Origin of the sequence: Siminovitchia terrae, assembly GCF_003605405.2 — a bacterium.
Lineage (GTDB): Bacteria > Bacillota > Bacilli > Bacillales > Bacillaceae_C > Siminovitchia > Siminovitchia terrae.
Map to the genome: position 1 here is coordinate 172021 of NZ_QYTW02000001.1, position 24673 is coordinate 196693.

Annotated in this window: 25 protein-coding genes; 1 reads left to right on the forward strand and 24 read right to left on the reverse strand. The window is 41.9% G+C overall.

Annotated elements, in window-relative coordinates:
• Positions 1-96 precede the first annotated feature (96 nt).
• The 19 genes from D5F11_RS00855 to rpsU all read right to left on the reverse strand — a co-directional run bounded on the left by D5F11_RS00855 (position 97) and on the right by rpsU (position 18825).
• Complete coding sequence (locus tag D5F11_RS00855; RefSeq protein ID WP_244862074.1) at positions 97-924, reverse strand: pyruvate, water dikinase regulatory protein; 828 nt, start codon at positions 922-924, stop codon at positions 97-99.
• Between the two features lie 5 nt (positions 925-929).
• On the reverse strand, positions 930-1568 hold the full coding sequence (gene ccpN / locus D5F11_RS00860) for a transcriptional regulator CcpN (protein WP_120114943.1): 639 nt from the start codon (positions 1566-1568) through the stop codon (positions 930-932).
• A 259-nt stretch (positions 1569-1827) separates the two neighbouring features.
• Positions 1828-3894: a glycine--tRNA ligase subunit beta gene (gene glyS, locus D5F11_RS00865; protein ID WP_120114942.1), complete on the reverse strand. Its 2067-nt coding sequence runs from the start codon at positions 3892-3894 to the stop codon at positions 1828-1830.
• The gene (gene glyQ / locus D5F11_RS00870) at positions 3887-4780 is read right to left on the reverse strand and encodes a glycine--tRNA ligase subunit alpha (protein ID WP_120115107.1); all 894 of its coding nucleotides are present in this window, start codon (positions 4778-4780) and stop codon (positions 3887-3889) included. The genes glyS and glyQ overlap by 8 nt, the downstream gene beginning before the upstream one ends.
• A gap of 660 nt (positions 4781-5440) precedes the next feature.
• Positions 5441-6193, reverse strand: a complete 753-nt coding sequence (gene recO, locus D5F11_RS00875; protein WP_120114941.1) for a DNA repair protein RecO — start codon at positions 6191-6193, stop codon at positions 5441-5443.
• Between the two features lie 62 nt (positions 6194-6255).
• The gene (locus D5F11_RS00880) at positions 6256-6402 is read right to left on the reverse strand and encodes a YqzL family protein (RefSeq protein WP_018705897.1); all 147 of its coding nucleotides are present in this window, start codon (positions 6400-6402) and stop codon (positions 6256-6258) included.
• Positions 6403-6495: 93 nt separating this feature from the next.
• Entirely contained in the window at positions 6496-7422 is a 927-nt protein-coding gene (gene era / locus D5F11_RS00885; protein WP_244862073.1) for a GTPase Era, read from the reverse strand.
• Complete coding sequence (locus D5F11_RS00890) at positions 7415-7810, reverse strand: cytidine deaminase (RefSeq protein WP_120114940.1); 396 nt, start codon at positions 7808-7810, stop codon at positions 7415-7417. The genes era and D5F11_RS00890 overlap by 8 nt, the downstream gene beginning before the upstream one ends.
• Positions 7811-8207: 397 nt before the next feature.
• Positions 8208-8597: a diacylglycerol kinase family protein gene (locus D5F11_RS00895; RefSeq protein ID WP_120114939.1), complete on the reverse strand. Its 390-nt coding sequence runs from the start codon at positions 8595-8597 to the stop codon at positions 8208-8210.
• Positions 8581-9054, reverse strand: coding sequence for an rRNA maturation RNase YbeY (gene ybeY, locus D5F11_RS00900; protein WP_120114938.1), 474 nt, complete (start codon positions 9052-9054; stop codon positions 8581-8583). The genes D5F11_RS00895 and ybeY overlap by 17 nt, the downstream gene beginning before the upstream one ends.
• Before the next feature lie 21 nt (positions 9055-9075).
• Positions 9076-11226 (reverse strand): HD family phosphohydrolase, encoded by a 2151-nt coding sequence (locus D5F11_RS00905; protein WP_120114937.1) that lies wholly within the window; start codon positions 11224-11226, stop codon positions 9076-9078.
• A gap of 107 nt (positions 11227-11333) precedes the next feature.
• The gene (locus D5F11_RS00910) at positions 11334-12308 is read right to left on the reverse strand and encodes a PhoH family protein (RefSeq protein WP_120114936.1); all 975 of its coding nucleotides are present in this window, start codon (positions 12306-12308) and stop codon (positions 11334-11336) included.
• A gap of 11 nt (positions 12309-12319) precedes the next feature.
• On the reverse strand, positions 12320-13498 hold the full coding sequence (gene yqfD / locus D5F11_RS00915) for a sporulation protein YqfD (protein WP_120114935.1): 1179 nt from the start codon (positions 13496-13498) through the stop codon (positions 12320-12322).
• 12 nt (positions 13499-13510) lie between these two features.
• On the reverse strand, positions 13511-13795 hold the full coding sequence (gene yqfC, locus D5F11_RS00920; protein ID WP_120114934.1) for a sporulation protein YqfC: 285 nt from the start codon (positions 13793-13795) through the stop codon (positions 13511-13513).
• Between the two features lie 447 nt (positions 13796-14242).
• Entirely contained in the window at positions 14243-14737 is a 495-nt protein-coding gene (locus D5F11_RS00925) for a hypothetical protein (RefSeq protein WP_120114933.1), read from the reverse strand.
• Between the two features lie 146 nt (positions 14738-14883).
• The gene (gene floA / locus D5F11_RS00930) at positions 14884-15879 is read right to left on the reverse strand and encodes a flotillin-like protein FloA (RefSeq protein ID WP_120114932.1); all 996 of its coding nucleotides are present in this window, start codon (positions 15877-15879) and stop codon (positions 14884-14886) included.
• A 428-nt stretch (positions 15880-16307) separates the two neighbouring features.
• Complete coding sequence (locus D5F11_RS00935) at positions 16308-17609, reverse strand: NfeD family protein (protein WP_120115105.1); 1302 nt, start codon at positions 17607-17609, stop codon at positions 16308-16310.
• A 583-nt stretch (positions 17610-18192) separates the two neighbouring features.
• Complete coding sequence (locus tag D5F11_RS00940) at positions 18193-18639, reverse strand: GatB/YqeY domain-containing protein (protein WP_120114931.1); 447 nt, start codon at positions 18637-18639, stop codon at positions 18193-18195.
• 12 nt (positions 18640-18651) lie between these two features.
• Positions 18652-18825 (reverse strand): 30S ribosomal protein S21, encoded by a 174-nt coding sequence (gene rpsU, locus D5F11_RS00945; RefSeq protein ID WP_120114930.1) that lies wholly within the window; start codon positions 18823-18825, stop codon positions 18652-18654.
• Positions 18826-18994: 169 nt separating this feature from the next.
• On the opposite strand from rpsU, the gene D5F11_RS00950 reads away from it, so the two are divergent.
• On the forward strand, positions 18995-19921 hold the full coding sequence (locus D5F11_RS00950) for a Na/Pi symporter (protein WP_120114929.1): 927 nt from the start codon (positions 18995-18997) through the stop codon (positions 19919-19921).
• 292 nt (positions 19922-20213) lie between these two features.
• Here the strand turns inward: D5F11_RS00950 and D5F11_RS25755 are convergent, their stop codons facing one another.
• The 5 genes from D5F11_RS25755 to D5F11_RS00970 form a co-directional block, all read right to left on the reverse strand.
• Positions 20214-20363, reverse strand: coding sequence for a hypothetical protein (locus D5F11_RS25755; RefSeq protein ID WP_185830423.1), 150 nt, complete (start codon positions 20361-20363; stop codon positions 20214-20216).
• On the reverse strand, positions 20363-21814 hold the full coding sequence (locus tag D5F11_RS00955; protein ID WP_120114928.1) for a carbon starvation CstA family protein: 1452 nt from the start codon (positions 21812-21814) through the stop codon (positions 20363-20365). The genes D5F11_RS25755 and D5F11_RS00955 overlap by 1 nt, the downstream gene beginning before the upstream one ends.
• A 126-nt stretch (positions 21815-21940) precedes the next feature.
• On the reverse strand, positions 21941-22138 hold the full coding sequence (locus D5F11_RS00960) for a hypothetical protein (RefSeq protein ID WP_120114927.1): 198 nt from the start codon (positions 22136-22138) through the stop codon (positions 21941-21943).
• Between the two features lie 40 nt (positions 22139-22178).
• Positions 22179-22910: a LytR/AlgR family response regulator transcription factor gene (locus tag D5F11_RS00965; protein ID WP_120114926.1), complete on the reverse strand. Its 732-nt coding sequence runs from the start codon at positions 22908-22910 to the stop codon at positions 22179-22181.
• A complete protein-coding gene (locus tag D5F11_RS00970; protein ID WP_120114925.1) occupies positions 22876-24648 on the reverse strand; it encodes a LytS/YhcK type 5TM receptor domain-containing protein in 1773 nt (590 codons plus the stop codon). The genes D5F11_RS00965 and D5F11_RS00970 overlap by 35 nt, the downstream gene beginning before the upstream one ends.
• Between the last annotated feature and the right edge of the window lie 25 nt (positions 24649-24673).

Below are 24673 nucleotides of genomic sequence, written 5' to 3' on the forward strand. Positions count from 1 at the left end.
CGCTGCAGCTAGACTTTGATAAAGCTTCCTTTGAATAAAATTTCCCATAACAAGTTATACTTTCTTTACTCACGAAAAAAAGCGCTGCTTAAGCGCTCAATTGCTATTTAATTTAAAGTTGATAATGATATTAGCCGTTTCTTCAACTGCTTTATTAGTTACATCAATTATTTTACAGTCGATTTTTTTAGCAATCCTGTCAAAATACTCAATTTCACGGCGGATCCTTTCAATATTTGCATAGATGGCATTATCATCCAACCCTAGTGTCAGTAATCTTTCCCTTCGGATTTCATAGAGCTTTTCCGCACTGATTCTTAACCCTATACATTTTTTCGGATCAATTTTGAATAATTCCTCCGGCGGATCCACTTCAGGAACTACAGGCACATTTGCCACCTTATATCTTTTATGAGCAAGGTATTGCGAAAGTGGCGTTTTCGATGTCCTAGAAACCCCTATCAAAATAATGTCCGCCCTAAGGAGACCCCTTGGGTCGCGCCCGTCGTCGTACTTAACAGCAAATTCAATGGCTTCGACTCTTTTGAAATAGTCTGCATCCAACTTGCGCACGAGGCCAGGCTCATTCAGCGGCTTCTTGTGAAACATTGTCTCAAAGGTTGTCATTAATGGCCCTAAAATATCAATAGCATGTACGTTGGATGCCCTCGCCCTTTCAACCAAATAATTTCTTATTTCCGGCTTGACCAATGTAAAGATGATGATTCCGTTATTCATTTTTGCCAACGAAATGACTTCATCGATATTCTCCGTCTCCTCAACATAAGGAATGCGTTTAATGGCGGCATTTGGCCCAGAAAATTGGCTCAATGCCGCTTTGGTTACAAGTTCGGCAGTCTCGCCCACGGAGTCTGATACAACATATATCACCGGTTCCGTCATGATTTTATCATCTCCCATCATGTCAACTAACCTTCTTGCTCAGCAAGCGCGACAAACGCTTTTGTTATATTTGTTTTCGTAAGTCTGCCTATGACTTCGTAACCAGAATCTGTCTTTTTTACTACTGGAACTGCGTCAATCTGTGTGTCAATCAGCTTTTTGGCAACATCAATCAACAAATCATCCTTCTCACACATCGTAATGTTGGGCATCCTTGTCATAATGATGTTAACCGGTAATGTTGATAACTCCTGTTTGCCCAAGCTTGCCCTTAATAAGTCTTTGCGGGAAAGGACCCCAGCCAGATGATGCTCATCATCTGTTACAAAAACAGTCCCAACGTCCTCAAGAAAAATTGTGACGATTGCATCATAAACAGAAACATTTTCATGGATGACAACAGGAATCGACTGAAACTCTTTAACTGTCAGCTTTTTCAAGCTTTCAGTTAGCAATTGTGTCCCTGTTTTTCCTGTATAAAAATACCCTACCCTTGGCCTCGCATCCAAATATCCGGCCATTGTTAAAATGGCCAGATCCGGACGCAGAGTGGCGCGTGTCAAATTCAGTTTTTCTGCAATATGTTCACCCGTGATCGGGCCGTTTTCCTTGACGATTTCTAATATTCGATCTTGCCTTTTGCTAAGTTCGATCGTGCTCACCACCTATGGACATGAAATGAGACATACTTATTAGAATTAGTATATACTATTTAACCATTAAAGAAAATCTCATCCATAAAAGGTACACAAATAAAGATTGTATTTTACATTAATAAAGACAATTTATTTTTAGAACAACACGATTGAGACCGCCAAATAAATCCCTTCCAGGTAACAGGAAAGCTGGCGCCAGTATAAACAACACTCGAAGGAAAACATAAGTTTTTTCGAGGGCATAACTTTTAAAGGTAACTATCCTTATTTATTTCACCTGAATTTTGTTCACCATGGCATAACTTGCAAGCACATCAGAGAGTTTTTTCATTTGGGCAAGCCGGTTTTTTCTAATGTTTTCGTCTTCTGACATCACCATTGTATGATCGAAGTATGCGGTAATCGCAGGTGATAAATTTCTTAGCACTGAAAAGCGACTCTCAGAATCATTTTCCGAAGCAAAAATATCGAGCACATTTTTGTATTCCTTGTAGAGCTGTTCTTCTTCGTTATTCTCAAATAGCGCTGAATTTACTTCATCCTCGCCTTCCGCTTTCTGGGCGATGTTCATAACACGAGCCAATGATTCAATCGTTTCCTTGAAGCCCTCTTCATCTTTATGCTCATTCAAGGTACCGGCTCGACTGATGATATCAGGAACGCTGCCAAGTTCTCCGCCGAGTACTGCTTCAACAATATCATAGCGGACATTTTGTTCTTGAAGAAGATACTTAATCCGAAGTTTGAAGAATTGAACAAGATTTTCCACCAATTCTTCATTCTCGATGCTTAGATCTTCTTTGGTAATTTTAATCACCCGGCGGAGGAGATTCTCAAGTGAGATATTCCAATTCATCCCCTTTAATATATTGACAATGCCAGTTGCATTTCGACGCAGGGCATATGGATCATGCGAACCCGTCGGTATCAGGCCAATGGCAAAGGCTGTTACAATCGTGTCCAATTTATCGGCGACTCCGACAATTGCTCCGGTAAGGGAGCCTGGAATATCGTCTTGAGCATGGCGCGGTTGATAATGTTCGTTGACAGCCTTAGCGACTTCTTCATTTTCTCCTTTTTGAAGAGCGTATTTTTCCCCCATTATCCCTTGTAGCTCAGGAAATTCATCCACCATATTTGTCACAAGGTCAAATTTGCAGATTTCGGCAGCTCTATTAGCCAATAGTGTTTCATTTTCTGACAACCCAAGGAGGGTGCTTAATTCTCGAGTAATTTTTTGAATCCGATTGACTTTTTGAGCCAATGTACCGATTTTCTCTTGATAGATAATAGATTCAAGCTTTTTCAAAGCATCTGCGATTTCAAGCTTTTGATCTTCTTCATAAAAGAATTCCCCATCAGCCAACCTCGCACGTAATACCTTCTCGTTTCCTTTTGCCACAGTATCAATATGGCTGTTTCCGCCATTCCTGACTGAAATGAAGTATGGGAGCAAGCTGCCCTGTGCATCCTTCACAGGAAAATAGCGTTGATGGGTTTTCATCGAAGTAATAAGTACTTCTTCCGGAAGCCCTAGAAATTTATCATCAAATTTCCCAGAAAAAGCAGTTGGATATTCCACAAGATTTGTGACTTCCTCCAGCAAATCTTCTTCAATAGGAACACTCCAGCCGTTTTCTTTTTCCAACTCCGTTATTTGTTCTACTATTATCCGCTTTCTGTTTGGTTCATTCGCGATTACAAATTGAGAATGAAGAGCTTCTTCATAATCTTCAGGACGATCGATCGATATATCTTCTCCCAAGAAGCGATGTCCTTTCGTAACCGTTCCAGTGGATACTCCGGCAATTGTGAATGGGATAACCTCATTGCCAAATAAAGCAACTAGCCATCTAATAGGCCGGACATAACGAAGCTGATGGCTTCCCCATTTCATGTTATTTGGAAAATGCATGTCTTCCACCAATTTTTGGAGCTGCGGAAGCAGTTCAAAGGTCTCTTTCCCTTTTATAAAGCGTTTAATATGGGCATATTCAACTCCCTTGATCTCTTTAAAGTAAATGTCCTCTGGAGACATTCCCTGAGATCGGCTAAAGCCTAATGCCGCTTTTGACCAATTGCCGTTTTCATCCTGAGCAATTTTCTTTGCAGGCCCCTTCGCTTCTTCTTCTGTATCCTGCTGTGATTCCGCCACATTGTTTACAAGGACAGCCAATCTCCTTGGCGTTGAAAAAGCTGACACGTCGCCGTGCTCAATTCCGTTTCCATCCAGCCAGCTACGGACTTTTTCTTCAAGCTGTTGAATGGAACCGCGTATAAACCTTGCTGGCATTTCTTCCAAACCGATTTCAAGCAATAAATCGCGTTTATTCATGGCTGTATTCTCCCTTCGTGTGCTGCAAAATCGGAAAACCTAGCTTTTCCCTTTCTTCATAAAAAGTTTTTGCCACATGACGAGCCATATTTCTCATTCTGGCAATATATGCAGTTCTTTCCGTTACAGAAATAGCACCTTTTGCATCCAAAAGATTAAATACGTGAGAGCATTTTAAAATATAGTCATATGCCGGATGTACGAGGCCAAGTTCCATTTGTCTTTTTGATTCCTTTTCATACATGCCGAATAAAGTAAAAAGTAAATCCTGATCGGAAGTCTCAAAAGCATATTTTGAATGCTCATATTCAGGTTGATAAAAAATATCCCTGATTGTAAATCCGTCCGTCCATTCCAAATCAAAAACATTGTCTTTTTCTTGGATGTAAGAGGCAAGACGTTCAATTCCATATGTTAATTCAACCGATACTGGCTTGCATTCCAGACCTCCGACCTGTTGGAAATAAGTAAACTGAGTTATCTCCATACCGTCTAGCCAAACTTCCCATCCGAGACCTGCACATCCCAGTGACGGATTTTCCCAATTGTCTTCAACAAAACGGATATCATGTTCAAGCGGATCGATTCCCAGTTTCCTTAAGGAATCCAGATACATTTCCTGAATGTTTTCAGGTGAAGGCTTCATAATCACCTGAAATTGATGATGTTGGTAAAGCCTGTTCGGATTTTCACCATACCGGCCGTCTGCTGGTCGTCTTGATGGTTCTACATAAGCCACATTCCATGGTTCAGGACCTATCGCCCTTAAAAACGTATAAGGGCTCATCGTCCCTGCTCCTTTTTCCACATCATATGCCTGCATTAAAATACATCCGTAATCTGACCAATGCTTTTGCAAAGTCAAAATCATTTCTTGGATATTCATGTCATCCATCCTTTCCATCAAATAAAAAAACTCCCATCCCTATGCTCAATTAGCATAGGGACGAGAGTTAACCCGCGGTTCCACCCTATTTGCCGCAATAATCGGCCACTTTCATTTTCCCGCTCAGGACTGCCTTCACTGCCATTACCATGCCCGGCTTGCACCTTCCCGGGTTCGCTGAAATGGATTAGAACAGCTACTACTTTCCGTCTTAGCAGGATATATAGTTACTAAAGATTGAACCACCCTCACTTAGTTAACACTTGAAGTTCGGGATTCCTACGAACACCAGCGTAACCGCTAGTTATTTAGAAGGCTACCCCCCGTAGTCCCTACGGGTTGATACGAGTTTCGTATGGTATTGCAGTCTTGTTTACTATGTGGCACTTGGTTTTCGTGCCACAGGTTTGTGGTTTATCCTTTTTGCGACTTTTGAAAGGTATAGGCGAACGACAGCCACTCGACAAGTTCTATTTACGCAACAAGCAACCACGCTTGAATTTGTTCTACATCCAGTATACAACACATTTTGGCTATCGCCAACCAACATTCATCTCCCATTTACCCATTGGACTACGCCCTTCACATTTCTTGAAGTGGGAGTCTTCTGTCGGGAAATGATAAAAATAATCGAAACGAAGCTACATGTCAACCTCTTGTTCACATCTTATCCTTCAATGAATCCATTTGATCCAAAAAGCGCTTGGATTTGAAATGAAGGCCGGAATATTCCTCGTAATACAAATCAATTGCTTTTTTTAGCTCATTTTTTGTCTCCTGCTTGACTGAAATAGTACCAAGACGATTCAAGTCAAAATAATAAAATAACCGCAGAAGTTTAACCGCATTTTGGCTAATTGGTAAAAAATGCGGATCTCTCTCCTGGCAGCGATGACAAATAAGTCCATTTTCTTTAATAGAAAAGCCAAAGCTGCCTTCAGTTGCACCACATAAAGAGCATCTTTTCATTTCCGGATAAAGCCCAAGAACTTGAAGCATTTTCATTTCAAAAATATGGGTGATGATATCAGGATCATACCCCTCGCTTATATAGTTCAGCGATTGATGCAGCAATTCAAATAAATATGGGTTTGGTTCGTTATCCTGGGTGCTTCTGTCAACCATCTCTACAATATAGGAAGCATAGGCGGTTTTAAAAATATCCTCTTTCAAGCCCCTTAATGGCGAAATGATCTCTCCCTGCTGTAAAGTTCCAAGACCGTGTCCAGTCTGAACTAAAAAATAACCGTATGTAAACAGCTGGGAAACTGCAGCAAGACGGCTGTTTGTTTTTTTGGCGCCTCTTGCCATCGCGGGAACCTTCCCTGCTTCCCTGCTGTATATGGCTGTTATTTTATGTGATTCACCAAAATCTGTTGTTCTGATTACAATGCCTTCAAATTTTTTCAACATGTCGCTAACCCCTTTTACAGTATCATACTGCATCGGGTGCTCAAAAAAAAGTAAAGTAACGGTCAGGAAACAGGATAATTGATCACATCGGGCTTGTCGGCAATCGGCAGTGTATTCATCATGTGTTCTTCTTTCTCCAGTTCCTTTAGAAGCAGGTAAATATCGATATTCCCCGTCTTCTTAAAAACCTTCCAAGTAAACTCATACATTTGAATCCCGCCTTTCTTTTTGATGGTTATATGAATATGTTTGTCCATGCACCCAAAGAAGATTCAACATAAAATTTGCTAAAACAAACCAATTTAATATTCGTCGTCTCTAAAACCAAAATCCCTTAAGTGAGTGGCTTTATTCCTCCAGTCTTTTTGGACCTTGACCCACAGTTCAAGAAAAACCTTCGAACCCAAAAGGTTCTCGATATCCTTACGGGCACGCTGTCCGATTTCCTTCAGCATTTTCCCTTGTTTTCCAATAACAATTCCTTTTTGTGAATCCCGTTCAACAACGATTGTCGCCATGACATGAATAAGCTCCTTATTGTCTTCCTTTTTCATTTGATCAATGACAACAGCGATGGAATGCGGCACTTCCTCCCGTGTAAGATGGAGTGCTTTTTCACGGATCAATTCCGATACAATGAATCGTTCAGGATGGTCAGTCACTTGATCAGAAGGGTAATATTGAGGGCCTTCAGGCAAATATTCTTGGATTTGCTGGATGAGCCGCTCGACATTATTTCCTTCCAATGCTGATATTGGAATAACTTCTTTGAATGGATACATTTCTTTATACTGCTCAATTAAGACAAGCAACTGGTCAGGATGCACCTGATCGATCTTGTTAATGACGAGAAAAACCGGAGTCTGAACATTTTTCAATTGTTCAATGATGAACTCATCTCCGCGTCCATAACCTTCTTCTGCATTAATCATGAACAAAATGAGATCGACTTCTCTGAATGTATTAATTGCAAGCTTGATCATAAAATCGCCAAGCTTATGCTTCGGTTTATGAATACCCGGCGTATCAATGAAAACCATCTGAGCTTCATCAGTCGTTAATACACCTTGAACCTTATTTCTGGTCGTTTGCGGCTTATCACTCATAATCGCTATCTTTTGGCCAATCACCCTGTTTAAAAAGGTTGATTTCCCTACATTAGGCCGTCCAATGATTGAAATGAAGCCCGATTTAAATTCCCTATCGTCTCTCACCATTTTATTATTCATTCATATCACCTGCCGAAAAAGCAAATGGCAGTAGATCCCCGACTGTAAACTCCTGCACATCCCCTTTACTATTGGTCAAGATGACTTTCATATCTTGTGAACAATGCTCAGCTATTACTTGCCTGCATGCTCCGCATGGAGGCACCGGGCGATCAGTATTAGCCGTAACCACGAGCATTTCAAAAGCTTTATCGCCTTCTGAAAGCGCTTTAAATATTACAGTTCTTTCCGCACAATTTGTCAGCCCGTAAGAAGCATTCTCAATATTGCATCCGTGGTAAATAGTTCCATCCTTCGTTAACAGTGCTGCCCCAACTGGAAAGTTTGAGTATGGAGCATACGCTTTTTCCTTGGCACGTACTGCTTCTTTCATTAATTGTTCCTTCATGTAATGATTCTCCTCGTAGCTTACTTCTAATTTTACTACAATTTCATAAAAAAAGTTATCTTTTTTCGAATAAATTTTTGGATAATTTCCGCAAATTCATTCCATCCTTTGGATGTGAGATTATTTTATCCGAATGGGGTTTGACTTTCAAATAAAAACAAACTCATCGGCGTACAGATTGAACGGAAATATGCAAATGCCTTGTCAGCACTGGAAATAAGGTGATGCTTTACAATCAGTTCTTCAGCCTCTTTATTTCATATCACTTTGCTATGATGTTCGCCAAACACCTACGACGCTTGAGCATATAGCGAAGTGTCATTGAAATTGCTTCACGATACTCTTCTTTCAGGGTTATCTTTCGATTATAAAACAAAAACTGCCCAATGATTCAGCTTCATTGGAACAGCTCAAAAACTTTCGGTATGAAAATAATAAGCCCAATCACCACCGTCATGATGGCATAAACCATAACAGCGCCTGCCGCCATATCCTTCGCCTGCTTAGCCAAAGGCTTTATTTCATCTGTAACAAGATCAACGGTTTTTTCAATCGCCGAATTTAGTAATTCTAGAGCGATCATCCCAAAAATGCAGATAAGGATAAAAACCCATTCCATTCTGTTCAATCGAAAAGCAAAACCACACATACTAACAATCAGGGCGGCGGTTAAATGGATTTGAAAATTTCTTTCCGTTCTAACAGCGTGCCGCAAGCCCTGAATAGCATAGGAGAAAGAATCTAGAAGGCGTCCGAAACTGAATGCGTTTCTATCTTTCCAAGCCATAGCTCTTCAAAATATCCTCTTGTTTTTTGAACATACGTTTTTCGTCTTCGTCATTCATATGATCATATCCAAGAAGGTGAAGGAAACCATGCACCGTCAAAAAACCAAACTCCCGCAGATAGGAATGGCCATATTCTTCCGCCTGCTTTTCCGCCGTTTCGATTGAAATGACAATATCCCCCAATATCCTTGGTAGGTTTTCAACACCGGCTATTTCCGTTTCCCCTTCACCCATATCTTCCATCGCAAAGGAAATAACGTCCGTGGGGGAATCCTTCCCCCTATAGGCTCTGTTCAATTCCTGAATGGAATCATCATTAACGAAAGTAATGGAAAGCTCACTTCCATCTTCCACGTTTTCCATTTCCGCTGCATGGTTCAACAATTCTTCCAATAAATGATAATGTTCTTCTTTTACATCGCCTGTTTCATCAATGAAGTCAACTTCGAGACTCATTTTCGCATCACCTTCTGCTCCTTATTTCGGATATTCAATCCTTGAATGAAAAATACCACCCAGCGTTTCGCAAAACGTTGTTTTAATGATTTCCAGTTGTTTCATAGTAATATCGCACTCATTTAACTGGCCATCCAAAAGCCGGTCTTGAACAATGGAGTCAACGAGCGACTTGATTGCCTCGGGTGTCGGCTGGTTCAAAGAACGAACCGCTGCTTCTACACAATCCGCCAGACTGATAACAGCCGCTTCTATAAATTGCGGTTTCGGGCCAGGATATCTATAATCAGACTCTTCCACATCACCTTGAATCTCAACAGCTTTATAATAAAAGAATTTTAACAATGTTGTCCCATGGTGCTGCTCCGCAATATCTACGATTTCCTTTGGCATTTTATGTTTTTTCAATTCCGCCACGCCATCCGTAACATGGGCAATAATAATATCTTTACTTGTTGCGGGCTCCAGCTTATTATGAGGATTTTCCATGTTCATTTGATTTTCAATAAAAAAATGCGGTCTTGTTGTCTTGCCAATATCATGATAATAGGCCCCAACCCTTGCAAGCAAGCCGTTTGCACCGATGGCTTCACATGCCAACTCCGCCAAATTGGCCACCATTACACTATGATGGTAGGTGCCTGGCGCCTCTATCAAGATCTTCTTTAGCAAAGGATGATTCGGATTGGATAATTCAATCAGCCTCATTGTTGATAATATACCGAATCCCGCTTCAAGGAAAGGCAAAATCCCCATTGTCAATACGGCAGACAAAATACCTGAAACAGCACCATTAATTATAAAATATACATATTCCATATTGGTCATTTGACCGCTGCCAATAAATTGCAGGAAGAAAATAAGCAGTACATTAACAACGGAAACAAGCATACCAGCACGCAATAGATTAAAGCGTTCGTTTTTATCAGATAGGAAAATGATGCCTGCAAGACCGCTGAATAAAATGTATAGTGCAATTTCCACATCTATTGTTCCCGAAATGCCGTCATGAAAAACGATACTTCCGCAAGCAGCCAAAATAATTGCCATCAGCAGGCCAAAACGCTCATTGACCATAACTCTGATCAGCATGGGAGCCATCGCAGCGGGAAAGACATAGGAAATATCGTATTGATCCAGGCCTGCCACCAGACTGATGAGCTTCATTACTAGAATAGCCCCTACAAAGACGATTCCGAAAATCAGCAAATAGCTCTGTTTCTTTTCTTCTGGCTCTTTCAATTTTGTAAAAGGTATATATATAGCGCCTATTGAAAGCAGAACAAAAATAGCAAGACCGATGAACGGCTTGACTGATGGCTTACCTTTCAATAGCCCCAACGTATCAAGCTGGCGGTAAATATCCCTGTCAATGAGGTGTCCTTCTTGAACCACTATCTGCCCCTGCAATATTTTTACGGGCTCCACTTCATCCATGGCTTGCTGCTTTCTTTCTTCAGTAAGCCCTGAATCAAAGACTTCATTTGCGATAATAGCGTATTTTCCAAGCTCAATAGAGGCATTTTCCACATTTTTATCCAAGTTTGCTGACTTGATTCTATCAATTAAAACAGATCTTATTTTGTTCGCTTGATCTTCACGGATCTTGTCGTTCATGATGGCTTCGACATTATTGATTAGGATACTCCTGGCCTTTTCCAATTCATCTGGGCCAGCCGCCAATAGCTGAGTAAGAGTCTGATCCGATATCGTTTCGGTAACATCCTCAGTAACGTCAGCTGTAAGCTTTGATTTCAATAAGGCTAGCTTGGACGCAGTAAGTTGAGTACTTTCTTTTTCCGTTTTACCTTCTTCCTCTTCTTTCTTTTTTTTATCTGACCCCTCTTGATTTACTTCGTTTACAAAATCGAAAATGGAAGTAAGCAGAAGCACTCTGTTTTGAGCGACCTCTTTTTTATACACATATACGTCTTCGACCTCTCCGGCAGCTTTTTTCCGTTCTTCCGCTGTTTTTTCTTCATCTTCAATGGTTTTTGGTGAACGGATCGTTTTATCGGCGACAGAAAATAGCTCCATGTCATAGGTCTCAGGCTTAACGTTCGTGTAAAGGATTGCAAATAATAAAAGGCCCAACACCAAAAAGACTAGAGCCGTAAACAGCTTATAACTAAGAATCTTTCGTATATTTTTTATATACTTTTGAAAGTACATTGTTCTCCCCCACCGCCTTTTTTTAGAAAAAAAGGATTCCTATGTCAAATATAGCAGTTTCGGAGAGTAAAGACACTACCTAAATTTCGAAAAAGAAACCCGCGGACTTAACGTCCGGGGGTGGTTTCATTCTGTGCATACGCTTTGATAACGCTCGCGACAAGAGGATGGCGCACAACGTCTCCCTCTTCAAAGTGAATAAAGGCAATGCCCTTTACTCCCTGCAATATAACCTCTGCAGTCGCAAGACCGGATTTAACTCCTTGCGGAAGATCCACTTGAGTTGAATCTCCCGTTATGACCATCTTTGATCCAAAGCCAAGCCTCGTTAAAAACATTTTCATTTGTGCATGGGTTGTATTTTGAGCTTCATCCAATATGACAAAGGCATCATCAAGCGTACGCCCTCTCATATAGGCTAGAGGCGCTATTTCGATTGTTTCCCTTTCAATGAGCCTTTGAGTATGTTCAGCCCCCAATACATCATGTAGGGCATCATAAAGCGGCCTCAAATAAGGATCTACTTTTTCTTTTAAATCTCCTGGCAAAAAGCCAAGACTTTCCCCTGCCTCTACTGCTGGACGAGTTAATATGATCTTATTGATCTTCCCGCTTTTCAATGCAGCCACAGCCATCACAACTGCCAGATATGTTTTTCCAGTACCCGCAGGACCTATACCAAATACCAAGTCATTTTTCCGGACTGCTTCGATGTAATGGCGCTGGCCAAGTGTTTTTACGCGGATGGCTTTGCCTTTTGCATTGCGCGTAATTTCTTCATCATATAATTCCGAAAAATACTCTATTTTTCCTTGCTTCGCCATTTGAGCCGCATAAGCAGTGTCCCTAGGCCCAATCCGGATACCGCTCCTTATTACAACGAGCAGCTGCTTTATCGTTTCCTCTGCAAGGACTGCTGCTTCAGGTGTTCCCGTGACATTAAGCGTTTCTCCGCGAGTCACGATTTTAACGCCAAATGCATCTTCAAGCATCTTTAGATTGCTGTCACCATTTCCAAATAAGACAGGTGCTTCATCATCGCTGTCCAATTGTATTTGATTTGTTATGAATTCTTTTGTCATTTGTAATCTCCTTAAGTGATCGGTTTTTCTTTTGCTATATTTTCTATCACTTGGAAATAGATTGTCAGCTTAACTTTACCATTCTCTACTTCTTCATGCAAAATAATCTCGTCGTCTATACGGGCGTCTTCAGAAATATTTTTTATCAGGTCCCTTCTTGCTAGTTCTCTTGCTGCCTCCTGTGCTTGCTTTTTTGTAAGTGATCGTTCGTATTCCTCTGTCGCTCTTACCGTTTTCTCAACATAGGCAATAGGAAGCTGCCAGCCAAGAAAGCGAACTGGGTACACTTCGGTCTCTACTTCGAAACTTTTAAAGCCTGTCTTGCCAAATCCCCAAACTGGCATTGAAAAAGAACCGAATTTTAAGGCATGTGTTCTTTTTTCTTCTCCGCTAAAGACTTGAAAAGTTGATCGGAGTGGGAATTCGGCATGCGTTTGATACCATGTTTTCCCCAAAATCTCTCCCTGAGCTGAAACTTTTTTCGTTGTTTCTCCCTCTCCTATCGTTCCCGAAACAAGAATCTGCCCCTTTTCAACAAACTGGTTCACTTTAACCAGCGGCTTGCCTTTTTCCACAAACAGCTTTTCTATAACAGCCTTTTTTGTTGCAATAAGATGGGACGGGGAGCGAGCTTCCTGTTCTTTAGGCTCCGTTTTCTCCACAACTTGAAAATGAAAGGTTGTCCCTTTCAACTCAACACCAATCCAGGTGATATTATCAACGCGTTCAGTTAAATTACGTTGTATTTTTTCCAGATCTTGATTTAAAAAATGGGAGTTACCGATACTGATTCCCATTTTTGTAAGTTCCTTCCTGATTTTGTGTTCCGTTTCGGGGTTGGCCCCTTTAATTTCTATCCCCCATGTGATGTTGGAAAGCACAGTGATCAAAATAAAAAATATGATCATTCCACCCAAAAAACCACTGTTCTTGAATAATCTTTTCAATAAAAAAGGAGCCCCTTCGCCGCGGACGAAGGAAATTCGGCACTTAAAACGACGTGCTGCTTTCCTTAATTTATGTATGTCTTGAAGTGAAATATAAAAAAGCATGGCACCCGTTTTAAACCGTTTCACTCTCCATATTGCAATCCCGTCCCTCGTCATTTTGTTCAGCAGAAGCTCCAATCCTTGTCCATCTGCTTTAACCAGTACCCGGCCTGACAGAAATGTGATCCAACGGTTCTTCATTTTGTGCCACTCCTATTCTTTCAAATACAAGACTTCACTTATTTTTCCTTCCAGCAGTATTTCTTCTGGTAGGATTGTTTTGATGATAAAAGAGTTACCTTTTATCAGAATCTGCCCCTGCTTAAGAAGTAGCCGAACCTCTTTATCGGAAAAAGCGAGAAGCCCCTGATGATTCTCGATATATATGTGCAATTGACCGATGATCGTGACACGTGGGAGGTCCATCATTACATCGGGCGGCAATTCCATCTTTTCTAACGCCCACTTGCGAAATCGGTGTGTCCATTTTTTCGCCATGAAAAAGAACCCCCTTTCATCTCATATGTATGAGTTGAAAGGGGGTTTCATCACTTTAACGTTCAAGAAAGTATAAAAAATTAGACGAAACTTTTTTGATATCAAATGCGCCTTTGCGTATTTGAGCCCAGATTTTATCGAGCTTAAGCTCGATAAATTTCCTCTGAAAATCTGTGGCACCCGCCGGAGGCTTTAATTTTATTCAGCCGGGGGTTTGAACCCCCACTGAATGGAATACCAATAGGCATTCATCTCAACACTTACAGAAGTGAGAGACTTCTGCTGAATGAAGTTAAACGGTTATGAGATCTTTCTAGGTAAAGCGACAGCCCTGCAAGCATGAAGGCAATTCCCCGTGTGGTTGAAATATTGCCTGGTTGTTTGCCACGTCTCTCCTTTTCTGATCAGTCTGACGCGGATGAACAGCACGCTTACACTTGTATTGTTTTAATGCCGCCCATATCTTTTTTTGGCTCTTGGAGGCCCCAGAACCTCTGACATGATGATCCCTTTTACAATATCATTCTGTTGAAAAAAAGGTTCGATCTGCGGGCCTGCCGGCTTTGTCTCTTTGACGGCTTCCGCTTTTCTTTGCATCTCAATTGCCTTTTCCTTATAAGCTGCGGCCTCTTTTCTGAGCTCTTCCATTTTATCTTCTGCTTCAGCTTTTTTTTCCTCAATCTGAGGCTGCATTTGAGACAGCAGTATTTCTGCAGCCTCTTTCAAGCTGCGCGGTCTCTCAACACGTACAGGCTGTGGCTTTTCATGGATAGGCTTCTGATTAGCAGGAGATACCGGCCTCTCCTGTTGTCTAGGCTGAACCGGCCTGCTGTTTGGACCCTTGGGCTTTTCTTGATTGGTAGCTCGCTTTTTTTGCTCACTTGCCTTGTTTACAAAGAAACTAATCAGTGCAATGATAATTATCGGCAAAAATTGTTCCAAAGGAGTTACCTCCTTTCAATTGAATAGAAAACTGTAAGCGACCGTTTAATGCTGGCAAACAAGACGATTCCCGAGGATTTGGTTCTCAGTCACCAAAGGGATTCGTCTTTGCTTCGCCTAATCTTTCCTATCCTAATAATAAGAACTTACTCCGGCTTGTTGCTATCCTTCGGCTTTGTCATTCTTCCGATGGAATCCCGCATATCTGTATCTGCATCAATATTCCGCAGTGATAAATAATCCATTACTCCTAAATTTCCTGACTTGAGCGCTTCGGACATAGCAAGCGGCACTTCGGCTTCGGCCTCCACCACTTTCGCTCTCATCTCTTCTACGCGGGCCTTCATTTCCTGTTCGTTTGCAACAGCCATTGCCCTTCTTTCTTCGGCTTTCGCTTGGGCAATCTTCTTGTCCGCTTCGGCCTGGTCTGTCTGTAGCTGGGCACCGATGTTTTTGCCGATATCCACATCAGCGATGTCAATCGAAAGAATCTCAAATGCAGTACCTGCGTCGAGTCCTTTGGCCAAAACTGTCCGGGAAATCATATCAGGATTTTCAAGGACTTTCTTATGGTTGTCACTGGATCCGATGGTGGAAACAACCCCTTCACCAACACGGGCGATGACAGTTTCTTCCCCTGCTCCCCCGACCAACCTATCAATATTGGCGCGTACAGTAATCCTTGCCTTTGCCTTCACTTCAATACCGTCCATGGCGACACCAGCAATAAATGGTGTTTCAATAACTTTAGGGTTAACACTCATCTGAACCGCTTCTAATACATCACGACCAGCAAGGTCAATAGCCGCGGCACGTTCGAATGTTAATTCAATATTTGCCCGCTGAGCTGCAATCAGCGCATTGACAACCCGATCCACATTACCTCCCGCCAAATAATGACTTTCCAATTGGTTTGTTGCGACCGGAAGGCCTGCTTTATGTGCCTTGATTAACGGTTCAACGACACGTCTTGGAATAACTCTTCTCAGTCTCATACCGATTAAAGTGAAAATACCAACCTTTACTCCTGCGGCAAGGGCAGAAATCCAGAGCCCGATCGGAACAAAGGTGATTAAAACAGAAACTACAATAATCGCTATTACGATTACAACTAATAAAAACAGTGTGTCAGCACCAAGCATTCATTTTCCTCCTCATATTTGCATTAGTGTGCGTGTTCAAAGGTTGCCAAATTAGAAGGTCGACTAAAGACGCCACGTCCTGTGGCAACGTCGACACTAGCACGTCGTGTGCGTCGCAAGAAGTCGAGGCGGCGAAATTTTGAGCAGCCGAATGTATGCTATAAAATACATGAGCAGCACAGAAACAAGCCAACGAAGAGATTCACGACTTATCATTTGGTGACTTTTGAACATTCTTATCAAATGCGCCTTGGCGTATTTGCGCCCAGATTTTATCGAGCTTAAGCTCGATAAATTTCCTCTGAAAATCTGTGCATCCGCCGGAGGCTTAGACTTTATTCAGCCGGGGTTTGAACTCCCACTGAACGGAATACCAATAGGCATTCATCTCACCACTTATACAAGTGGGAGATTTCTGCTGAATGAAGTTAAACAGGGCGAACTACTATTCGAGACCCCTCCACTTTTACAACTTTCACTGCCGTATCATTTTCAATAAAGCTGCCTTCTGCAACGACATCAAGGCGTTCATCATCAATTTTAACCGTTCCGGATGGCCTTAAAGGCGTGACGGTCACTCCTTCACGACCGATTAATTCCAATCTGTTTACATTTGAAACATAGCCGCTTTCAGTATTCGTCGAATCAGTTAGTATGAATTTTCTAAATATATTCACTCTTTTACCAAACACCTTTAACATAATAATAATTAATATGAACGCAAGGATCAGCGCAGTGACAATCGACATTCCCATTTGGACGACATTTTCACCCGCCAGAAACATACTTCCAATAACCGCCACCGTCCCCAGGATTCCCAAAATTCCACCTGCAACAAAAATTTCAGCTGCAATCAGGATCAGCCCGGCGACAAACAATAGAATGGCTTCATACCCGGCAAAACCTGCGACATAGTGTCCATAAAAGAAAAGCAGCAATGCGGAGATGCCCATTCCTCCCGGCAATCCGAAACCAGGGGTATATAGTTCAAGTACAAGCCCAAGACTTGCAATTGTTAGCAGAATCGGAACTACAACAGGATTAGTAATCAGCCTTGCAAGTGATTCGGCAAAAGCTGGTTTGGTCGTATGAACCTTGGCATCCTGCATCTCCAATTCCTTGAGCAGTTCATCCAAATTGTTGACGGTTCCCTCAGAATAGCCTACCTTAAATGCCTGATCAGCTTCAAGTGTCAAGAGTTTCCCATTTTCCTTCAGGTCAGGGAGATCAACCTTCTTACTGGCCATCGCCTTAGCGATTTCGGGGTCGCGCTTACTTCTTTTCGCTGCTGCCTCCATTGCCGCAAGCCACATGCTCTCTGCTTTTTCCCCGGCAGTATTGCCTTGCTGGTCAATAACGGCAGCCGCGCCCATGACGGCATTTGGCGTCATATAGATGTAATCAGTATGAAGCGCTATATACGAACCTGCAGAGATGGCCCATGAATTTACAAATGTGACCGTTTTCACCTCCGTATTAGCAATCCTATTTCCAATATCACGAGCAGCATCCACTGCTCCTCCCGGAGTGTTCATGTCAAAAACGATCAGATCCGCATTTTCTCTCTCTGCTGTAGTGATAGCCCTGTCCAAAAAAGCATAAAGGCCTTTTTCAACTTCATCTTTTATCGGGATGACGTATACATTCTTTTCCTTGCCCTCAGCTTGAACGGGAAGAATGAATATGAGCCCCACCAAAATGAGAAAAACAGAAGCAAAAATCCTTTTCACAATATCCCCTCCCTTCAAAAACCCGTCATTTACATTACGATTTGCAAGGGAAAAAGTTTCAACGTTTATGATTATATTATATCTAAAACTTCTAGGAATTGCGCATGCATCTGCAGTAATGAGTCGTTTTTCCAACGGGCGGCCTATCTTCCAAACATCTGGTTCTCTATCCATACAAGGATTGTCTCATGAAGCCTTTTGCTAGTCCATAAACTTTCGTGAAAAAGCTATCCCTGTTTTCCGGTTGCCTTGTCTCCACAAGTTTCAGAATACCAAGAGGTTTTTTCTCTCTTAATGGTTCAGCATTTCCATCTATCTCAATACTAAAACGAACTTCGCAGAAAGGAATTTATTTTGATATTTAAGCTCATCCAATCGTACATAGCCAGCTATAAAAGTCGTATTCCTCAGACCCGACGTTTGCCGCTCACTGCCTTCAGACTCCATGTCACAATAGACAACTTTCGTGAAGCTAACGGCTACTTCTGTCTTCACAATTCAGGATTTTCATCGTATAGACTGCGCCTATACTGGGCGCACGTAACAAAGCCGGAAAGCGCTGCTTTCCGGCTTTTATTCCTGTTTATGACAGATGCCTTTGAACAAGTTTGCTAACAAGTGCCCCGTCCGCCTTACCTTTTACCTTTGGCATCAAAGCACCCATCACTTTGCCCATATCAGCCTTGGATGAAGCCCCTGTATCAGCAATTGCATTACGAACAAGCTCTTCCACTGCTTCCTCGGACAACTGTTCCGGCATATAGTAACTTACAAATTCAAGCTCTTCTCTAGTTTTCTGGGCGAGATCTTCACGTCCAGCCTTTTCAAATTCATGGAGGGAATCTTTACGCTGCTTCACTTCGCGAGAAAGGACTGTCAACTCTTCATCTTCTGATAATTGCTTGTTGCCCTGCTTAATTGCCTCGTTTTGTAATGAAGCCTTGAGCATGCGAATGACAGAGAGCTTTTCTTTTTCTTTATTTCTCATTGCCTGCTTCATATCTTCGTTTAAACGATCAAGAAGATTCATTGGTCCACCCTCTTAATATTTACGTTTTCTTGCTGCTTCAGATTTCTTCTTCCGCTTTACGCTTGGTTTTTCATAAAACTCGCGTTTTCTATATTCTTGTAGAGTCCCTGTTTTAGAAACAGTACGCTTAAAACGGCGAAGAGCATCCTCAAGAGATTCATTTTTGCGAACTACTGTTTTTGACATCTAACTTTCCCTCCCTCCGAACGTAACAATCACATGCCAATGGATCAAAATCCATGTACTTAGCAATTATATTATAACAATTATATCAGGTCAATGGATTGTGCATCTGATTTAGATTTTCTTGCATGTCCGAGTATTTGATCCCATATCATTCATTAGAGGTGAGGACATGCTCTACATTCTTTTATTTTTTGTTTTAGCCGGATGTTTCTTGCTGGGCATGACCTGGATGAGAATAGGGCTTTTCAATTTGTCGGGGAGCAGTCTGGAACTCTGGCTCCGGAATGCTACCAGCACGCCGGTAAAGAGCTTTATTGCTGGTATTTTCATGACAGTAGTCCTTCAAAGCAGTTCAGCTGTGACTGTCATCGCGGTTGGTCTTGTCTCTGCCAGAATTCTAACATTCCCGCAGACAATCGGGATTATCCTGGGAACAAATATTGGGACTACAGTGACTTTGGAAATTCTGTCCTTCGATTTATCCGTCATTATTATTCCGCTGCTATCTGCCGGTACCGTCTGTCTTTTTTTTCGAAGCGCAAAAATTAGAAGCACCGGTTTTATTTTTACGGGAATCGGAATCATCTTTGCTTCTATGAACGGCTTTGACTGGCTATCCAGTCCATTGACAAACATAGACCATGTACGTGGTTTGATTGAAAATATGGAGGGAAACGTATTTTTCTCATTTATGATGGGGGTTTTATTGACCGCTGTTATTCAGTCTGGAACCGTCGTTACCGGAATTGCCATGAGCTTTATCGGATCTGGAGTCTTCAGCTTGGAAACCGGCATCCTCATTATGATGGGCTCCAATATTGGCACCTGCTCTACAGCCCTTTTGGCAAGCATTGGTGCTGGAAATGAAGCGCGGCTCACTGCCTATGCCCATTTGTGGCTGAATATTATCGGGGTCCTGGTCTTTTTGCCGTTCATACCGAATTTGGCTGACTGGAGCATCTCCTTGACAGGAAATCCGGAAACTCAGCTTGCACATGCAAGCGTCATATTCAATATCATTTGCTCATTGGCTGTACTTCCGTTTGCCCGCCAGTTCGGACAATTCATTATGAAGCTTCATAAAAAGAAACCTTAAAGAAAATGTTCAAAAAGTCACCCAATAATAAGCGGCAAATCTCTTCGTTGGCTTGTTTCTGTGCTGCTCATTTATCTAAAAGCATGCTTTTCCGCTGCTCGTAACTTCGCCGCCTTGACCTTCTTGCGACGCACACGACGTGCTAGTGTCGACGTTGCCACAGGACGTGGCGTCTTTAGTCGACCTTCTAATTTGGCAACTTTTTGAACACGACTTAATAATGCTTCTGCCTTGTAATATAAATGCACGCGGTGACTTCGCGTGCATTTATAATGGAAAACACCATTTCTTTTTATAAAATGACTACTAGCCCGATTGCTCCAACAAGTACGACAAGACTGAGAATCTTGACATAAAGAGGCAACGACTCCCTCCCCTTTGCGTTCACTGTTGTTTCTTTCTCAAGGACCTGTTTACGATACTCTGGACCACAACACCCCATTATGCTACCCTATTCCAATCAGAAATATCCTCATCAAGCGGAAGATGGTTTGCTCGATTTTTCTTCGCGGCAACAAAGAACAGAGCTAACAGTATGGCTGTACCGATAGATCCGCCTACCCACGCAATATTCATTGGAAGATTAAAGCCAATTTGTGCATTTAAAATATAGGTGATGACCATAACAAGCATAAATGTTCCTGGCACAAGAGAAATAAAATAATTTTTCTTTGCTACGTAAAGATACATGGCTCCGACAAATAAGGCAATGACGGCAGTTGACTGGTTTGCCCAGCTAAAATATCTCCATAGCACATTAAAATCAATCTGTGTCAGAACAACGGATATTGCAAAAAGCGGGATAGCGATCCATAAGCGGCTGCTGAATTTCTTCTGAGCAATATTAAAATATTCTGCAATGATCATACGCGCACTGCGGAAAGCTGTATCTCCAGATGTAATCGGCAAAACCACAACCCCTAAGATGGCAAGGGTTCCTCCAATTGCTCCAAGCATAGCCACAGAAACTTCACTTACAACAGCACCTGGACCACCTGCCGCCAATACTTCATTCAAGCCTGCGTATCCGCCAAATAAGCTCATCCCTGCCGCTGCCCAAATCATAGCGATAATCGCTTCAGCAATCATCATACCGTAGAAAATTTTACGGCCTTGTTTTTCCTTCTTTGTCGTACGCGAAATAATTGGCGTTTGTGTTGCATGGAAACCAGAAAGCGCTCCGCATGTAATCGTGAAAAAGATTAACGGGAAAACGGGTAAATGATCAGGGTGAAAATTTTTCAAAGACAGTTCTGGGATTGGTGCCCCAGTAACAACTAAACCGACTCCCACTCCAACGGCACTGATTAAAAGCAACGCTCCGAAATAGGGATAAAGTCGGCCGATAATTTTATCAATAGGCATTAAGGTAGCCAAAATATAGTAAAGGAAAACGGCTCCGATAATGATACCAAGTGCTACTTTCCCATTCATTAAAACATGAAGCAGACTTGCGGGAGTTGAAACAAAAACAGTACCAACTAAAAGAAGAAGTAAGACCGCAAACACATTGACAACATGTTTCATCACTTTTCCTAAAAACTTGCTTGCGAGTTCAGGTAAATGAGCTCCCCGATTGCGGATAGAAATCATACCCGTCAGATAATCGTGCACTGCCCCGGCAAAAATCGCTCCGATGACAATCCAGAGAAAAGCAACAGGCCCGTAAAGAGCTCCCATGATCGGACCGAAAACAGGCCCAGTACCGGCAATATTCAGAAGCTGAATCATGGAATTTTTAGAAGTGCTCATTGGAATGTAGTCCACACCATCAGCATTCACATACGCGGGTGTATCCCGTTCATTTTTCACACCAAAAACCTTTTCAACAAATTTTCCATAGGTAAAATATCCTATGATCAAAAGTGCAATTCCCGCAAAAAATGTATACATATGCCTCCCCCTTCTTTATTAAATCATGAATGCGCTTACGCGCATAGTATAATAGAGAAAAGGAAAACTAAGTTGAATATCAGAATAAAAGGTGAATATATTGGATTAAGATGCTTGCATAGCCCATTAAGATGCAAAACTTCTCGAAAGTAACAAAGGAAGCAACGCATTTATATCAAATGCGCCTTGGCGTATTTGCACCCAGATTTTATCGAGCTCCGCTCGATAAATTTCCTTTGAAGATCTGTGGCATCCGCCGGAGGCTTTAACTTTATTCAGCCGGGGTTTGAACCCCCACTGAACGGAATACCAATATGCTTTCATCTCACCACTTACAGAAGTGGGAGACTTCTGCTGAATGAAGTTAAATTTCTAATCTACCCCTTAATGCCTTTACATAATTTCGGCTGACCGACAACATTTCTTTTCTGCCCTCCAGTTCAAGCTGATATGCCCCATTAAACCATGGTGTCAAGCGTGAGACATATTCAAGGTTGACCAGGTAACTTTTATGAATTCGGAAAAAGCTGTATGGCTTAAGACGGCTTTCTAAGTCCTTCAATGAAGTTTTTAATACGTATTCTCCATTTTTCGCAATAATCCGAGTTAACTTTTTATCCCTGAAGAGATAAAGGATTTCTTTTGGCTCTAGATAGATAATCTCTCCATAGACGTCAACAGCAAGCTTTCCTGTATGCTTTCCCTGATCAATACTTTTTGCGAAAACGAACTTTTTTTCAATTCTCTCAATTGTTTCTTGAAACTGATCTTCGTCATACGGCTTAAGCAAATAATCAACTGCATCAAATCGGAAGGCTTCCGCTGCAAACTGCGGGTAAGCTGTTGCGAAGACCACCAAAGGAGCTTTTTTTAAGTTCCTCAACGCCTTGGCAGCTTCCATCCCATTCATCTTTGGCATCTCAACATCCAAAAACACAACATCTGGCTGCAATTGCAAAGCTTTAATGACTGCCGATTCCCCAGATTCGGCTTCACCAACTATTTGGATGCTCTTAAAAGAACTTAATAAGTGTTTCAATTCATCACGGCTATATAATTCATCATCGACAATGATCGCTTTTATGGTTTTGTCCATTCCCAATCGCTTCCTCTTCATTTTCAATAGAAAATGCAACACTAGTGCCTTTTTCAGCACTGCTACTGATTTTTAATGCTGCTGACTTACCAAAAGTCATCATTAATCTGCGGTTCACATTGTATAAAGCTAAACCGTTTCCATTCTTGGATTCAATTGGCGCCATACCGATTTGCCCCCTGCGTTCTTCACTCATTCCATCCCCGTTATCCTCGACGGTAACGTAAATATTTCGATCATCCTTTCTGATCAAAATATTTAACATACAATCGCGCTCCTTGTTTTTAAAGCCATGCTTAACTGCATTTTCTACAAGCGGCTGCAATGTAATCGGAGGTATGGAGTGTAAGAGTACATCTTCGTCTATATCATAGAAAACCTCTAGTTTATCGACAAACCGGGCCTGCTCAATCGAAAGGTAGGCCTTCGTATGCTTTAATTCCTGTTCTAGAGTTGTCATATTGTTTGTCGTAACGGAAAGATTCTGTCTTAAAAAGTGAGAAAGAGAGACTAATAATTTCCGAGCTTTGGAAGGGTCATTGCGGATAAGTGAAATAACCGTATTTAGTGTATTAAATAGAAAGTGCGGGCTGATTTGTGCTTGCAGGGAAATAATTTCTGCTTCTTTCGCCAGTTGATATGCTTTATCCGCTTCTGCCATTTCAAGCTGGTTACTGATGATCATACTCAGTCCCGAAATCAATTCCATCACCACATGGGTGACTTCCTTTTCGGAACGGAAATAAAAGATGAGGGTCCCGACTGTATCTCCTCTTATTTTTAAGGGGGCAATGACTGTAGCACCGAATTGGTTGCCTTTCTCCCTGTATTGTCCGGTCTTTTGCTGCCCGACAACAATTTTTCCCTTTTTAATAGCATCCTTTATAAACGCAGTCTCGACGGGACCTTCTCTCCGATGATCCTCCCTCACGCCGGCATGGGCCAAAATATCGGTCAGGTTTGTCATGGCAACAGCGCTCGTCTGAATGTCATTATGTATAATTTGACAGACTGCACGTGCCGATGAAATTGTGATACCATTGCGAAGATGTACAAGGGTCTGGTCGGCAATGCGCAAGATTTTTTGCGCCTGCAATGCCACAGCCTTCTCTTCTTCATTTATCACATTTTTTATGATGAGCAGAAAAAGAGCACAGCCCAATCCATTTGCAATTATCATAGGCATGCCAATTACTTCTACCAAAGCTAAAGCTTTTTCAAACGGACGGGAAATAAGTAAAATAATCAGCATTTGAATCGTTTCTGCAAGTGCACCGATCTTAAAAGCTGATCTTAGTTTTACCTGCTTGTTTTTCTTGTGAAACATGCCGGCCAGCACCCCGGCAAAAATAGTAGCAAGACCGCATGAAAACGCTGTAAAACCACCCAATGTAAAACGATGTATGGCCGCAATTAGCGCAGCACCGATTCCAACCCTGTATCCACCAAGCATACCCGCTATGACAATACCAATCACCCGAGAATTTGCGATGGCTTCATCTGCAGAAAGATCAATAACCCAGCGGTCAATGTTCAAAGTCTCCGTGCTCAGTCTCAAACCTGTATATGTTCCTATGATTCCAAAAAACCCGAAGAAGAAAATCGCGGTAAGCTGCTGCTTGCGATCAAGCCTCTCCAGGTAAATCATATTTCTAAAAAACTGAAAACGCGTTAAAATAAAGGCGATTGTTACGATAATACCCAGCCGCTCCATCATCGTAATGAACAGTTCAAACATAAAAATGCTCCTTTATTTATAAATA